We start from the raw sequence: 12936 nt of genomic DNA on the forward strand, positions 1-12936 counted from the left end.
GTCATGACGGACCCCGTTGCTTGCTGACAGAATTATCGGCATGTCCGACGTTCCCGCCCGCCCCCGCGTCTTTTCCGGCATCCAGCCGACGGCCGACTCGTTCCACCTCGGCAACTACCTCGGCGCGGTGCGGCACTGGGTGGCTCTGCAGGAGACCCACGACGCGTTCTACTGCGTGGTGGACCTGCACGCCATCACCGCGGGGCACGACCCGGCACTGCTGCGCCAGCGGACCCGGGTGGCCGCCGCCCAGCTCTTCGCGGTCGGTCTGGACCCGGAGCGCAGCACCCTGTTCGTGCAGTCGCAGGTGCCCGAGCACCCGCAGCTGGCCTGGGTGCTCGGCTGCATCACCGGCTTCGGCGAGGCCAGCCGGATGACCCAGTTCAAGGACAAGTCGCAGAAGCAGGGCAACGAGCGGGCCAGCGTCGGCTTGTTCACCTACCCGATCCTGCAGGCCGCCGACATCCTGCTGTACCAGGCCAACGCGGTGCCGGTCGGCGAGGACCAGCGCCAGCACCTGGAACTCTCCCGGGACCTGGCCCAGCGGTTCAACTCGCTGTTCGGCCCGACGTTCACCGTGCCCGCGCCGCACATCGTCAAGGACACCGCGAAGATCACCGACCTGCAGGACCCGACCGCGAAGATGTCCAAGTCGTCGTCCTCGCCGGCCGGGATCATCGACCTGCTGGAGGACCCGGCCCGGTCGGCGAAGAAGATCCGGTCGGCGGTGACCGACACCGGCCGGGAGATCGTCTTCGACGCCGAGACCAAGCCGGGCGTGTCCAACCTGCTGACCATCCACTCGGCGCTCAGCGGCCGCGACATCGACGAGCTGGTGGCCGCGTACGCCGGTCGCGGCTACGGCGACCTGAAGAAGGACCTGGCCGAGGTGGTGGCGGAGTTCGTCCGCCCGATCCAGCAGCGCACCAGCACCTACCTCGACGACCCGGCGCAGCTGGACAAGCTGCTCGCCGCCGGCGCGGAGAAGGCCCGGGCGGTGGCCGGGGCGACCCTGCGGTCCGCGTACGAGCGGGTCGGGTTCTTCCCGCCGGTGCGCGGCGAATAGCGCCACGGGACAGGTGGGCGGGTCGGTGGCCGAAGGGGCGGCGCGGAGCGTGGATCGCAGTGGTGGGGTGCCGCCGACCGGTGACACCATCCAGATCGGCATCGCGGTGGACATCCCGGAGCCGTGGGGGGCCCAGCTCACCCGGCGGCGGGTCGAGGCCGGTGACCCGCTGGCCGTACCCGCGCACGTGACGCTGCTCGGGCCCACCGAGATCCCGACCGCCAACCTGCCGACCGTCGAGCGGCACCTCGCCAGCGTCGCCGCCGCGCACCTGCCGTTCACGCTGCACCTGCGGGGCACCGGCACGTTCCGCCCGGTGACCCAGGTGGTGTTCGTGGCGGTGGCCGCCGGGATCAGCGAGTGCGAACTGCTCGCCTCCGCCATCGCCGCGACGCCGGGCCTGCACCGCCAGACCCGGTTCCCGTACCATCCGCACGTCACCGTGGCGCAGGACGTGGCACCCGAGGCGCTGGACAAGGCGTACGAGGATCTGGCCGACTTCTCCGCGATGTTCGAGGTCGACGCGTTCACCCTGTTCTCGCACAGCGGGCAGGCCCGGTGGCAGCCGCGTCGGGACTTCCGCCTCGGCGGCTGACCGGACGGCGACGCGCCGCCCGGCGAGCACGGCGAGCCGGTTGCCACCACGGCGGCGGGAGATCGGCGAGGATGACCGCGTGAACGTGATCGGCCGGATCGAGGCGGGCATCGACCGCTGGGTGAGCGCCGCGCGCTGCCGGTCGGGCCTCTTCGACCACGTGTGGCGAGCCGGCGCGCTCTACGCCGAGGTGCTGGCCGGGCGGCTGGCGGCGGCGATCGCCTACTACGGCTTCTTCGCGGTGTTCGCCCTCGCGCTGGTCGCGTACTCCATCTTCGGTGCGATCCTCGAGGACAACGACGAGGTCAGCGCGGCGGCGGCCGGGTTCCTTAAGGAGAACCTGCCGTTCCTGGACGCGCAGCAGATCGCCAACTCCAGTGGAACGGTCGGTGTGGTCGGCCTCGTCATCCTGGTCTTCACTGGGATCGGCTGGGTGGAGGCGATCCGCTCCTCGCAGCGGTTGATGTACCGGCTCAACCAGCAGCCCGGCAACCTGGTGATCCGGCGGCTGGTCGACCTGGGGGTGATGGTCGGCGTCTTCGTGCTGCTCGGTGTCTCGGTGGCGGCGGTGGACGCGTTGGAATCCCTGCTGCGTTTCCTGCTGCGCAGCACCGGCTCGGTCGGCCTGACCACGATCAGCGCCGTGTTCAGCGTGCTGATCAACGCCGTGCTCGCCACCGCACTGCTGCTCGCGGTGCCCCGGCTGCGGGTGAGCCGGTCCCGGCTGCGCCCGGTGGTGGTGCTGGTCGCGATCGGCATCACGTTGCTGAACACGGTCGGGCGGTACTACGTGGTGCGTACCGAGCGGAACCCGGCGTACACGGTGGTGGCCGGCGCCGTCGGCCTGCTGCTCTACCTCTATCTGCTCAACCAGCTGGTGCTGTTCGGGGCGGCGCTCCTCGCGACCAGCACCCGCGGGCGGGTGGTCGACCTGGCCGAGGGCGCCCCGCCGGCGAATCTCGACGAGGACACCGATCCCGGTACGCCGGGCGGCGCGGGCTGATGGCGGAAGGTGCGCAGATGCTGATCTCGGTCGACCCGGACTCGTCGGTGGCGCCGTACGAGCAGGTGCGCGGGCAGCTCGCCGAGCTGATCGGCGACGGCCGGTTGCCGGTGGGCAGCCGTCTGCCCACCGTCCGACAGCTCGCCGCCGACCTGCGGCTGGCGGCGAACACGGTGGCCCGGGCGTACCGGGAGCTGGAGGCGGCCGGGCTGCTGGAGACCCGGGGGCGTAACGGCACCTTCGTCGCCCCCGGCCGGGACGACGCCGTCGACCGCCTGCACCGGGCGGCGGCCGCTTACGCGTCCGAGGCCGTCCGGCTCGGCGTGCCGCCGGCCACCGCGCTCGCCCTGGTCCGCGCCGCCCTGGACGCCGCCCGTCCCGGCTGACCGGAGCCGGATCGGGCGCCGGACGGGCGACAACTGAGGCGAACGGGGTCGCCGCTCGCGTTGGCGGACCATGATGGGCCGGTGGGCGCACTCATGACACTGGACCTGCCGGCCGACTCGCCGATGCTCGGCCTGCCGTGGATCATCACCTTCGGCCCGCTCGGTGAACTCGACGAGTGGGAGCCGGTGGTCTGCGGGCCGTACGAGCGGCCGCACGCGTTGGCACTGGCCGAGGCGGTGGTGGCTGAGGAGCAGCTGATCGCGGTTGTGGAACCGCTGCTGCCGGCGCTGTCCGCCGACGAGATCCGCAGCGAGATCGCCGCCGCGCAGGTCGCCGCCGAGGACGAGGCCCGGCAGGTCGAGGGGGCTGACCTGTACGGCGACTTCGAGGACGTGATCGACGAGGAGTTGGACGCCGCCGCCGACGAGGCGGGCCATGGCGAACCCGCCGAGCCGCCGGACGAGGCCGAGGTGCGCGCCGGCTTCACCCGGATCGCGGCGCTGCTCACCGCGAAGTGAGCGGCTTCGGGCCGGCGACGCCGTGCGCCCGCCGGTGACGGCGCGGTCAGCGGGTCGGCGGGGAGTCCAGCAGGCAGAACTCGTTGCCCTCGGGGTCGGCGAGCACCGTGAACTGCTCGGTCCCGGTCTGCCCGATGTCGACGTGCCGCGCGCCGAGCCCGATCAGCCGCCGTACCTCGGCCTGCGGGTCACCGTCGGTGGCGAGGTCGAGGTGCAGCCGGTTCTTGCCCCGCTTCGGCGTGCCGGAGCCCTGCAACCAGACGCTGGGCGCCCCGGCGGAGGGCTGCCCCGGCGGCCAGAGCTTGGCGCTGCCGTCGTCGCCCTGCTCGATCTCGTAGCCGAGCGCCGCCGACCAGAACGCGACCATCAGGTCCAGGTCGTCGACGTCGATGGTGCACTGCGCCATCCGTACCACCATGGGGGTCACCTCCACCGCGCGGGTGTCCCGTGCGGTACCCGGGGCGGCTACGGAATACACCTCGGCGCAGACGGACACTGGCGCCACACGGAGCGGACTCCGCGTGGCGCCAGCGCCACCTCACCCCCCACCACAAGGGGCCGGTAGCCCAGTCGCCCGTTGGCGCGGGGCACGACGGACGACCAGGTCGATGACGGGTTACCCGCTCAGCGCCGTTCCAACCAGGCGGCCGCGTCGACCGGCAGCAGGTGGCCGGAGCCCTGCCCGGTGAGCGCCTCGCTGGCGACGAGCGGTTCGCCGTACCCGTCGATGGGGACCGGTGCGCCGCTGAGGTTGACCACGCAGGTCAGCACGGTCGCGCCGGCGGTGCGGGAGAACGCCAGCACGCCCGGCCCGCCCTCCAGCCAGGTCACCCCGCCCGCGTCGACGGCCAGCGCCGGGTGCTCGTGCCGGATCCGCAGGGCGGCCCGGTACAGCTCCAGCGTGGAGCCGGGAACGCCGGTCTGCGCGGTGACCGAGAGGGCCGACCAGGTGGCCGGCGCCGGCAGCCAGCTCAGCTCGCTGCCGGCCGGCCCGAAGCCGTACGGGGCCAGCTCGCCGCTCCACGGGACGGGTACCCGGCAGCCGTCCCGGCTCTCGCCGGTGCGCAGGAACGCCGGGTCCTGGCGCAGCTCGTCGGGGAGGTCGAGCACCTCGGGCAGGCCCAGCTCCTCGCCCTGGTAGAGGTAGGCGCAGCCGGGCAGGGCGAGCATCAGCAGGCTGGCCGCGCGGGCACGGCGCAGCCCGTCGGCGCCGTCGCCGTAGCGGGTGACGTGTCGCTGCTTGTCGTGGTTGGACAGCACCCAGGTGGTGGGCGCGCCGACCACGGTCGACTCGGCCAGCGCGGTGTCGATCACCTTGCGGAACGAGTCGGCCGACCAGGTCGCGTCGAGGAAGTCGAAGCTGAACGCCTGGTGCAACTCGTCCGGGCCGATGTAGCGGGCCAGCCGCTGCGGGGTCTCGGCCCACGCCTCGGCGACGGCCATCCGGCCGCCGGGGTAGCTGTCCAGAATGGGCCGCCAGGCGCGGTAGATGTCGTGCACCTCGTCCTGGTCGAAGTAGGGCAGCCGCCCCTTGCCGAGCAGTTCGACCTGGCGCTGGCCGGTGGTCAGCGTGCTGAAGCCGACGTCCGGCAGCCCCTCGGCCTTGATCATGCCGTGTGCCACGTCGATCCGGAAGCCGTCCACGCCCCGGTCCAGCCAGAACCGCAGCACGTCCTCGAACTCGGCGCGGACCTCGGGGTGGCGCCAGTTCAGGTCCGGCTGGGCCGGGTCGAACAGGTGCAGGTACCACTCGCCGTCCTCGACGCGGGTCCAGGCCGGGCCGCCGAAGATGCTCTCCCAGTCGTTCGGCGGCAGCGCGCCGTGCGCGCCCCGGCCGTCTGCGAAGAGGTAGCGGGCCCGCTCCGGCGAGCCGGGGCCGGCGGCGAGGGCGGCGGTGAACCAGCGGTGTGCGCTGGAGGTGTGGTTGGGCACGAGGTCGACGATGATCCGCAGGCCGAGGGCGTGCGCGTCGGTGATCATCGCGTCGAAGTCGGCGAGGGTGCCGAACATCGGGTCGACGTCCCGGTAGTCGGCGACGTCGTACCCGCCGTCGACCATGGGGGAGGTGTAGAAGGGGGTCAGCCAGAGCGCGTCCACCCCGAGGTCGCGCAGGTACGGCAGGCGCTGCCGGATGCCCTGGAGGTCGCCGGTGCCGTCGCCGTCGCTGTCGGAGAAGCTGCGGACGTACACCTGGTAGACGACCGCGGAGCGCCACCAGTCGTCGTCGGCGGTGCGGGGTGGGGTGGCGGTGCTGGCGGTCATCGGTTGGCGTTCCCCGTCTGTCTCGGGCCGGGTGCGGTGGCACCCGGCGGGGTGTGGCCGATAACCCGCGCGGGTGTCTGAGCAATATGCCGGCCGAGCGCTGCAAGAGTCAAGCAGTTCTTGCGCAAGTCAACGCCGAAGTTGCTGCGACAGTTGGCAGCTGGGGGGCCGTGTGGCGCCGATCAGGCGGGGACGGCCAGCGCCGACGAGCCGGGCCGGCGCCGGTTGGACCCTTCCGCGCCGGGGCGGGCCGGGACGACCGCGGTGGAGCCACGCACCACCAGCTCCGGGCGGAACAGGTACTCCGAGTGCGGAGCGCCGTGCCCGTTGATCTCGTCCACCAGGGCGCGGACCGCGGCCACCGCCATCGCGATGACCGGCTGCCGCATGGTGGTCAGCGGAGGGTCGGTGAAGGCCATCAGCGGCGAGTCGTCGTAGCCGACCACGGAGAGATCGCCGGGGACGGTCAGGCCGCGCTGGCGGGCCGCCCGGATCGCGCCGAGCGCCATCAGATCGGAGCCGCACACCACACCGGTCACGCCGCGGTCCAGCAGCCGGCCGGCCGCGGCCTCGCCGCCCTCCACGCCGAACAGCGACAGCTCGGCCAGTGGGCCCAGCTCGGCCTCGGCGACGCCGGCCAGCCGGGTCATCGCCGAGCGCCAGCCGGCCACCTTGCGCTGCACCGGGACGAACCGGTCGGGGCCGGTGATCAGGCCGATCCGGCGGTGTCCGAGTGCGACCAGATGGGCCACCGCCAGCTCGGCGGCCTCCCCGTCGTCACAGGAGACGAAGGGGGCGCCGATGCCGGGCACGTACCCGTTGATCATCACGACCGGCAACGGCCGGGCGATCAGCGCCCGGTAGCGGTCGTGGTTGGCGGCGGTGTCGGCGTGCAGGCCGGAGACGAAGACGATCCCGGAGACCTGCCGGTCCAGCAGCATCTCGACGTACTCGTCCTCGGTGACGCCGCCGGCGGTCTGGGTGCAGAGCACCGGGGTGAATCCGCTCTGCGCCAGCGTCGACTCGATGACCTGGGCGAAAGCGGGAAAGATCGGGTTGTCCAGCTCCGGCACCACCAGGCCGACCAGCCCGGCGCTGCGCTTGCGCAGCCGGGCTGGTCGCTCGTAGCCGAGCACGTCGAGGGCGGTGAGGACGGCCTGCCGGGTCTCGGGGGCCACGCCGGGGCGGTCGTTGAGCACCCGCGACACCGTGGCCTCGCTGACTTCGGCCTGCTGGGCGATGTCGGACAGTCGAGCGCGCATGGCGGCACTTTAGCCCACCGGCAAGTTTTTGCGGGGCGCTCTGCAAGCCCTTCCATAAGCTGCAACCTCTTGCTAACGTCCCGGCAACATGCGAGAGCAGCGGCGCGGTATCGATGCGCCGGTTGGCAAGACTTCCAGAGGTTCCCACTGGCGGGCCGCTCTTCCCCCGACGGACCCGCCATGACGACAGGAGTACCGATGCGCATCCGTACCGCGGGTGTGGTCGCCCTCTTCGCCCTGGCGCTCGCCGCGTCAGGCTGTGGTAGCGACAGCGACGAGCCGGCCGCGAAGGAATCCCCCAAGGCCGCCGGCGGCAAACTGGTGATCTGGGCGGACGACAAGCGGACCGCCGCCCTCAAGCCGTTCGCCGAGAAGTTCGGTCAGGAGAACGGCGTCACCGTCGAGGTCCAGGCCGTCAGCAAGGACCTGCAGACCAACTTCGTCACCGCCTCCCAGCAGGGCAGCGGCCCCGACGTGGTGGTCGGCGCGCACGACTGGATCGGCAACCTGGTGCAGAACGGCGCCATCGACCCCGTGCAGCTCGCCGCCGAGCAGAAGAGCGCGTTCAACGAGACCGCGATCAAGGCGGTCACCTTCAACGGCCAGCTCTACGGCGTGCCGTACGCGCAGGAGAACCTGGCGCTGATCCGCAACACCGAACTGGCCCCCCAGGCACCCAGGACCATTGAGGACCTGGTCGCCGCGGGCAAGCGGCTCAAGTCGGCGAAGAAGGCCACCGAGACGCTCTGCCTCCAGGTCGGCCAGAACGGCGACGCGTACCACATCTACCCGCTGTACAGCTCGGCCGGCGGCTACCTCTTCGGCACCGGCGCCAACGGCGACTACGACCCGAAGGACCTGGGTGTGGGCAAGCCCGCGTCGATCGAGGCGTTCAAGAAGATCGGCGCGCTGGGCGAGAAGGGCGAGGGCGTGCTCAAGCGCTCCATCGCGGACACCAACTCGATCGCCACCTTCACCAGCAAGAAGTGCGCGTACCTGGTCTCCGGCCCGTGGGCGGTGGCCGACGTCAAGAAGGCCAACATCAAGTACGACATCTCCGCCATCCCCGGCTTCGCCGGTGGCAAGGAGGCCCAGCCGTTCGTGGGTGTGCAGGCGTTCTACGTCGCCACCAAGGGCAAGAACAAGGCGTTGGCCCAGGAGTTCGTGGTCAACTACACCACCACCCCCGAGCTGGCCGTCGCGCTGTACAACGCCGAGCCCCGCCCGCCGGCGCTGACCGCCGCCCTCGACCAGGTCAAGGGCAGCGACCCGGACCTGGCCAAGTTCCAGGAGGCCGGCAGGAACGGCCAGGTGCTCCCGGCCATCCCGGCGATGGCCGCGATCTGGGACCCGTTCGGCAAGGCCGAGGCCGCCGTCATCGGTGGCGCCGACCCGACCAGCACCATCACCGCGGCCGGCAAGACCATCTCCGGCCAGATCAAGTAATGAGCACGCCGCTGTCCGGCCCGGGGTCTGCCACGCAGGCCCCGGGCCGGGGGCCCGTCGGCTCCCGGCCCCCGCGCTCCCGCGTCACGCGTGACCAGGCGCCGATCACCCTGACCGGCCTGGCCGGCAAGGTGCTCCTGCTCGGCCTGACCGCCGGTATCGCGGTCTGGGCGGCCTTTCCGCTCATCGACGCCGGGAAGTGGGCCGGCCTGGCCCTGCTGGCGGCGACCACCGCCGGACTCTTCTACCTGTACCTCACCCGCCGGCACATCCCGGCCAAGTACCTGGTCCCGGGCACCCTGTTCCTGATCGCCTTCCAGGTCTTCCCCGTGCTCTACACGGCCAGCACCGCCTTCACCAACTTCGGCGACGGGCACCGGGGCAGCAAGGACGACGCGATCGTCGCGATCCAGACCTCCTCGGTCACCCAGGTGCCCGGCTCCGCCGAGTACGCCTTGTCGATCGCCACCAGGGGCGACCCGGCCACCGGAGCGCTGGTCTTCCTGGTCACCGACCCCGCCACCGGCGCGGTCTCCGCCGGCGACACCGGCGGGCTGCGCCAGCTCGACGCCGCCGACGTCACGGTCGCCGCGGGCGGCAAGGTCACCGCCGCCGACGGCTACACCGTGCTGAACTTCGGCCAGGCCAGCGCCCGCAGCAAGGAGATCACCGACCTGGTGGTGCCCACCGCCGGCGGAGCGCTGCGCTCCAGCGGCCTGTCCCGCGCGTACGAGGGCAAGGCGGTGCGGGCGTACGAGTCCGGCTGCGACTGCGTCCGGGACACCGAGACCGGGCAGACCTGGACCGCCGACGAGGAACTGGGCGCCTTCGTCGCCGCGGACGGCGAGCGGCTCGCCCAGGGCTGGAAGGTCAACGTCGGGCTGAGCAACTTCACCCGGGTGCTCACCGACAAGAACATCTCCGGTCCGTTCCTCGGCACCCTGATCTGGAACTTCGCCTTCGCCGTCGCTTCGACCGGCGGGACGTTCCTGCTCGGCATGCTGATCGCGCTCGTGCTGCACTCGCCCCGAATGCGCGGGACCAACCTCTACCGCGTGCTGCTGGTCCTGCCGTACGCCATGCCGTCGTTCGCGATGCTGCTGGCCTGGCGGGACATGTTCAACGCCGACTTCGGCCTGATCAACAACCTGTTCGGCCTGGAGGTGGACTGGTTCGGCCAGCCGTGGACGGCGCGCTTCGCGGTCATCCTGGTGCAGCTCTGGCTCGGCTATCCGTACATGTTCCTGGTGGCCACCGGTGCGTTGCAGGCCATCCCGCGGGAGTTGACCGAGGCGACCTCGGTCGACGGGGCATCGCCCTGGCAGTCCTTCCGCGCGGTCACCCTGCCCCTGCTGCTGGTCGCGCTCTCCCCGTTGCTGATCTCGTCGTTCGCGTACAACTTCAACAACTTCAACGCGGTCTACCTGACCACCGAGGGCGCGCCGTTCCCGGCCGGCAACCCTGCCAACGGCGCGACGGACCTGCTGATCACGTACACCTACCGGCTCGCCTTCGGCGGTCAGGGCGCGCAGTTCGGCTTCGCCGCCGCGATCTCGCTGTTCATCTTCGCCATCGTCGCGGTGGTCTCGGCGGTCAGCTTCCGGCGGACCCGTAAGCAGGAGGAGGTGTACTCGTGACCACCCTCACCGGGGCAGCGCGTACCGGCGACACGGCGGGCGGCCCGCCGACGGTCAATCGCAACGTCACCGGCCGGCGGCGCAACCGCTGGTTCGCCCAGGTCGGCTGGCGACACCTGGTCGCCGTGCTCGGCGTGCTGTTCAGCCTCTTCCCGATCGTGTTCGTGCTCTCCGCCGCGCTCAACCCGCTCGGCACGCTCTCCACCACCGAGCTGGTGCCGACCGACGGGGTGTCGCTCGGCAACTTCGGCGGGTTGTTCGAACGGACCGCCTTCGGGCGGTGGTTCCTCAACTCGCTGTTGATCGCCGGGGTGGCCTCGTTCGCGTCGGTGTTCCTCTCCGCGCTGGCCGCGTACGCCTTCTCCCGTATGCGGTTCCGCGGCCGCCGGGTGGGGCTGCTCGCCCTGCTGTTGATCCAGATGTTCCCGCAGTTCCTGGCGATCGTGGCGATCTACCTGATCTTCGGCACGATCACCGACCTGTGGCCGTCGATCGGCTTCAACACCCCCTGGGGGCTGTTGCTGCTCTACATGGGTGGCGCGCTCGGGGTGAACACCTGGCTGATGAAGGGCTTCTTCGACACCCTGCCCCGGGAGCTGGACGAGTCGGCGACCATGGACGGGGCGTCGCACGCCCAGGTCTACTTCCGGATCATGTTGCCGCTGGTGGCGCCGATCCTGGCGGTGACCGGGCTGCTGGCGTTCATCGGCACCATCAACGAGTTCCTGATGGCCAACGTGTTCCTCACCAGCACCGACTCGAAGACCCTGGCGGTCGGTATGTACGGCCTGCTGGAGGGCAACGAGCGCAACAACAACTTCGGCATCTTCGCGGCCGGCACCCTGCTCACCGCGATCCCCACCGTGCTGGTCTTCCAGCTTCTCCAGCGCTACATCGTCTCCGGCCTCACCTCGGGAGCCGTCAAGGGATGAGACGGGCCGGTGGCCGCTCCACGTGCGCCACGAGGTGGGTGGTGGTCCGGTCGTGTGCCTCGGCGCAGCCGCAGAACGGCTCCGCCCGCTGGACAGCGGACGGGTGCCGGGTCTGCTTCACTAGGCGCTGGTGGCCCGCCACCGTCCATCCGCCGTCCGGTGCAGTCCACCGTGGAGACCTTCGTGCAGTTGTCGATTCTGATGCCGGTTTACAACGAAGCGGAGCGCATCGCCGAGGCCCTGAAGCAGGCCCTGGCGGTGCATTACCCGTGTGAAATCGAAATCGTGGTCGTCGACGACGGCAGCACGGACGATTCCGCGGAGATCCTGGGCCGGATGGACGACGCGCGGGTGCGGGTGGTGACGCATCCACGCAACGCCGGTAAGGGTGCCGCGATCAGGACGGCGGTGGACAGCGCCCGGGGCGAGTACATGGTGATCCTGGACGCCGACCTGGAGTACGACCCGCAGGACATCCCGAAACTGTTGGCGCCGGTGCTGGACGGGCGCGCGACGGTCGTCTACGGCAACCGCACCTTCGGCAGTCACAGCGCCTACAGCTTCTGGTACGTGATCGGAAACAAGGGCGTCACCACGGCGGCGAATGTGCTGTTCAACTCGTACGTCAGTGATCTGGAGACGTGTTTCAAACTGATGCCGGTGGAGTTGTACCGATCGCTGAACATCCGGTCCCGCGGGTTCGGCATGGAGGCCGAGGTGACGGGCAAACTGCTGCGGCGGCGGATCCGCCCGTACGAGGTGCCGATCAGTTACCGGGCGCGGGGCCGTGAGGAAGGCAAGAAGATCACTTGGCGGGACGGGGTGGAGGCGTTGTGGATCCTGGGCCGGGAGCGGGCCCGACGTCGTCCCGGCGGCACGCCCGCCCACTGACTCCGATCGAGCGATGATCACGAAGCGTCATGACCCCGGCGCGGCCGTCCGTGTCGTCGTGGCACTCGTCGGAGTGGGCTGCCTGCTCCTGGCCGCTCATGGCGCGGTCCGGGCGACCGTCAACGGAGTCGCCTACCTGCGCGATCGGGGGCACAACGCGAGGCCCGGCAGTTCCAGGTGGACTTCGAGACGGTCCGGCGCGAATTCGCCGCGCAGGTGCCGGCGGGCAGCCGGATCCGGTTCATTCCGGCCCGGGCCGACAAGGTGCTCTGGCAGCAGCGGTTGGCCGAGTTCGCCGCGCTGGCCGGCAGCGTTGTCGTCACCGGTCCGACCCGGGACTACGAGGTGGGTGTCGTCGCGGTGAAGCGGATCTCGCCGACCGGCCCGAGCGTGCGGTTGGTCGTCCGGAAGGTCGGCTGATGACATGGACCTCACGCCGATGCTCGCCGTTCCCGCTCTCCTCGTCGCCGGTTTTCCGCTCGCCCTCGCGGTGCTGCGCAGCCCTTTCCTCGCCGTGCTCTTCGCGCCCCTGGTGGCGGCGCTGCTGAGCACGGTCGCGGTGATCCTGATGCTGGTCGTCGGTGGTCCGCTGCAACTCTGGCTCGCCCTGATGCTGGCCGCCGGAGCCACGTCCGCCTGGTGGCTGCTGCGCCGCCCGGGCGAGCCGGTGCCGTACGGCGGCTGGCCACACGCGCTGCTGATCGCGCTGCCGTTGCTTCCGCCGCTCCTCTTCGTCCTCGAGCCGCCCTTCCGGTGGGATGCGCACTCCATCTGGTGGCTGCACGCCGGCTACTTCTCGCACAGCAGCGAGTACGCGCGCAGGGCGATCGGCAGCCCCGGCTTCTTCTTCTCGCACACCGACTATCCGCCGCTCGCCTCCGCTCCGGTCGCGGCCGTGTGGAGCGTTTCCGAGCCGGACTTCCGGACCGCCCAACTC

General features: G+C 71.1%; 13 protein-coding genes. 10 read left to right on the forward strand and 3 right to left on the reverse strand.

Features of this window, described 5'->3' with window-relative positions:
* Positions 1–40: 40 nt before the first annotated feature.
* From trpS to BUS84_RS26945, 5 genes are all read left to right on the forward strand, one after another.
* Positions 41–1066 (forward strand): tryptophan--tRNA ligase, encoded by a 1026-nt coding sequence (trpS, locus tag BUS84_RS26925; RefSeq protein WP_074316652.1) that lies wholly within the window; start codon positions 41–43, stop codon positions 1064–1066.
* Between the two features lie 25 nt (positions 1067–1091).
* Positions 1092–1661: a 2'-5' RNA ligase family protein gene (locus BUS84_RS26930; protein WP_244298745.1), complete on the forward strand. Its 570-nt coding sequence runs from the start codon at positions 1092–1094 to the stop codon at positions 1659–1661.
* A gap of 79 nt (positions 1662–1740) precedes the next feature.
* The gene (locus BUS84_RS26935; protein WP_074316656.1) at positions 1741–2664 is read left to right on the forward strand and encodes a YhjD/YihY/BrkB family envelope integrity protein; all 924 of its coding nucleotides are present in this window, start codon (positions 1741–1743) and stop codon (positions 2662–2664) included.
* 17 nt (positions 2665–2681) lie between these two features.
* Positions 2682–3050 (forward strand): GntR family transcriptional regulator, encoded by a 369-nt coding sequence (locus BUS84_RS26940; RefSeq protein ID WP_074319144.1) that lies wholly within the window; start codon positions 2682–2684, stop codon positions 3048–3050.
* A gap of 81 nt (positions 3051–3131) precedes the next feature.
* A complete protein-coding gene (locus BUS84_RS26945; protein WP_074316658.1) occupies positions 3132–3569 on the forward strand; it encodes a hypothetical protein in 438 nt (145 codons plus the stop codon).
* 46 nt (positions 3570–3615) lie between these two features.
* Here the strand turns inward: BUS84_RS26945 and BUS84_RS26950 are convergent, their stop codons facing one another.
* From BUS84_RS26950 to BUS84_RS26960, 3 genes are all read right to left on the reverse strand, one after another.
* Positions 3616–3987: a VOC family protein gene (locus BUS84_RS26950; RefSeq protein WP_074319145.1), complete on the reverse strand. Its 372-nt coding sequence runs from the start codon at positions 3985–3987 to the stop codon at positions 3616–3618.
* Between the two features lie 206 nt (positions 3988–4193).
* Positions 4194–5831 carry a glycoside hydrolase family 13 protein gene (locus BUS84_RS26955; RefSeq protein WP_074316660.1) on the reverse strand — a complete coding sequence of 546 codons (1638 nt, stop codon included), beginning with the start codon at positions 5829–5831 and terminating at the stop codon, positions 4194–4196.
* A 182-nt stretch (positions 5832–6013) separates the two neighbouring features.
* Positions 6014–7093 carry a LacI family DNA-binding transcriptional regulator gene (locus BUS84_RS26960; protein WP_074316662.1) on the reverse strand — a complete coding sequence of 360 codons (1080 nt, stop codon included), beginning with the start codon at positions 7091–7093 and terminating at the stop codon, positions 6014–6016.
* Between the two features lie 198 nt (positions 7094–7291).
* Here BUS84_RS26960 and BUS84_RS26965 point away from each other — a divergent pair, with 198 nt between their 5' ends.
* The 5 genes from BUS84_RS26965 (at position 7292) to BUS84_RS26985 (ending at position 12419) form a co-directional block, all read left to right on the forward strand.
* On the forward strand, positions 7292–8539 hold the full coding sequence (locus tag BUS84_RS26965) for a sugar ABC transporter substrate-binding protein (RefSeq protein ID WP_074316664.1): 1248 nt from the start codon (positions 7292–7294) through the stop codon (positions 8537–8539).
* Positions 8539–10176, forward strand: a complete 1638-nt coding sequence (locus BUS84_RS26970; RefSeq protein ID WP_074316665.1) for an ABC transporter permease subunit — start codon at positions 8539–8541, stop codon at positions 10174–10176. The genes BUS84_RS26965 and BUS84_RS26970 overlap by 1 nt, the downstream gene beginning before the upstream one ends.
* Before the next feature lie 116 nt (positions 10177–10292).
* Positions 10293–11108, forward strand: coding sequence for a sugar ABC transporter permease (locus BUS84_RS26975; RefSeq protein ID WP_074319146.1), 816 nt, complete (start codon positions 10293–10295; stop codon positions 11106–11108).
* A gap of 183 nt (positions 11109–11291) precedes the next feature.
* Positions 11292–11999: a glycosyltransferase family 2 protein gene (locus tag BUS84_RS26980; protein WP_074319147.1), complete on the forward strand. Its 708-nt coding sequence runs from the start codon at positions 11292–11294 to the stop codon at positions 11997–11999.
* 177 nt (positions 12000–12176) lie between these two features.
* The gene (locus BUS84_RS26985; protein WP_074316667.1) at positions 12177–12419 is read left to right on the forward strand and encodes a hypothetical protein; all 243 of its coding nucleotides are present in this window, start codon (positions 12177–12179) and stop codon (positions 12417–12419) included.
* The last annotated feature ends 517 nt before the right edge of the window (positions 12420–12936 follow it).

The sequence above is a fragment of the Micromonospora cremea genome, from assembly GCF_900143515.1.
GTDB lineage: Bacteria > Actinomycetota > Actinomycetes > Mycobacteriales > Micromonosporaceae > Micromonospora > Micromonospora cremea.

Bases quoted from the DNA above. Each gene is read 5' to 3' on its own strand.
- BUS84_RS26940 (WP_074319144.1), top strand. From the start codon at position 2,682: ATGCTGATCTCGGTCGACCCGGACTCGTCGGTGGCGCCGTACGAGCAG.
- BUS84_RS26955 (WP_074316660.1), bottom strand. From the start codon at position 5,831: ATGACCGCCAGCACCGCCACCCCACCCCGCACCGCCGACGACGACTGG.
- trpS (WP_074316652.1), top strand. From the start codon at position 41: ATGTCCGACGTTCCCGCCCGCCCCCGCGTCTTTTCCGGCATCCAGCCG.
- BUS84_RS26970 (WP_074316665.1), top strand. From the start codon at position 8,539: ATGAGCACGCCGCTGTCCGGCCCGGGGTCTGCCACGCAGGCCCCGGGC.
- BUS84_RS26950 (WP_074319145.1), bottom strand. From the start codon at position 3,987: ATGGTGGTACGGATGGCGCAGTGCACCATCGACGTCGACGACCTGGAC.
- BUS84_RS26960 (WP_074316662.1), bottom strand. From the start codon at position 7,093: ATGCGCGCTCGACTGTCCGACATCGCCCAGCAGGCCGAAGTCAGCGAG.
- BUS84_RS26965 (WP_074316664.1), top strand. From the start codon at position 7,292: ATGCGCATCCGTACCGCGGGTGTGGTCGCCCTCTTCGCCCTGGCGCTC.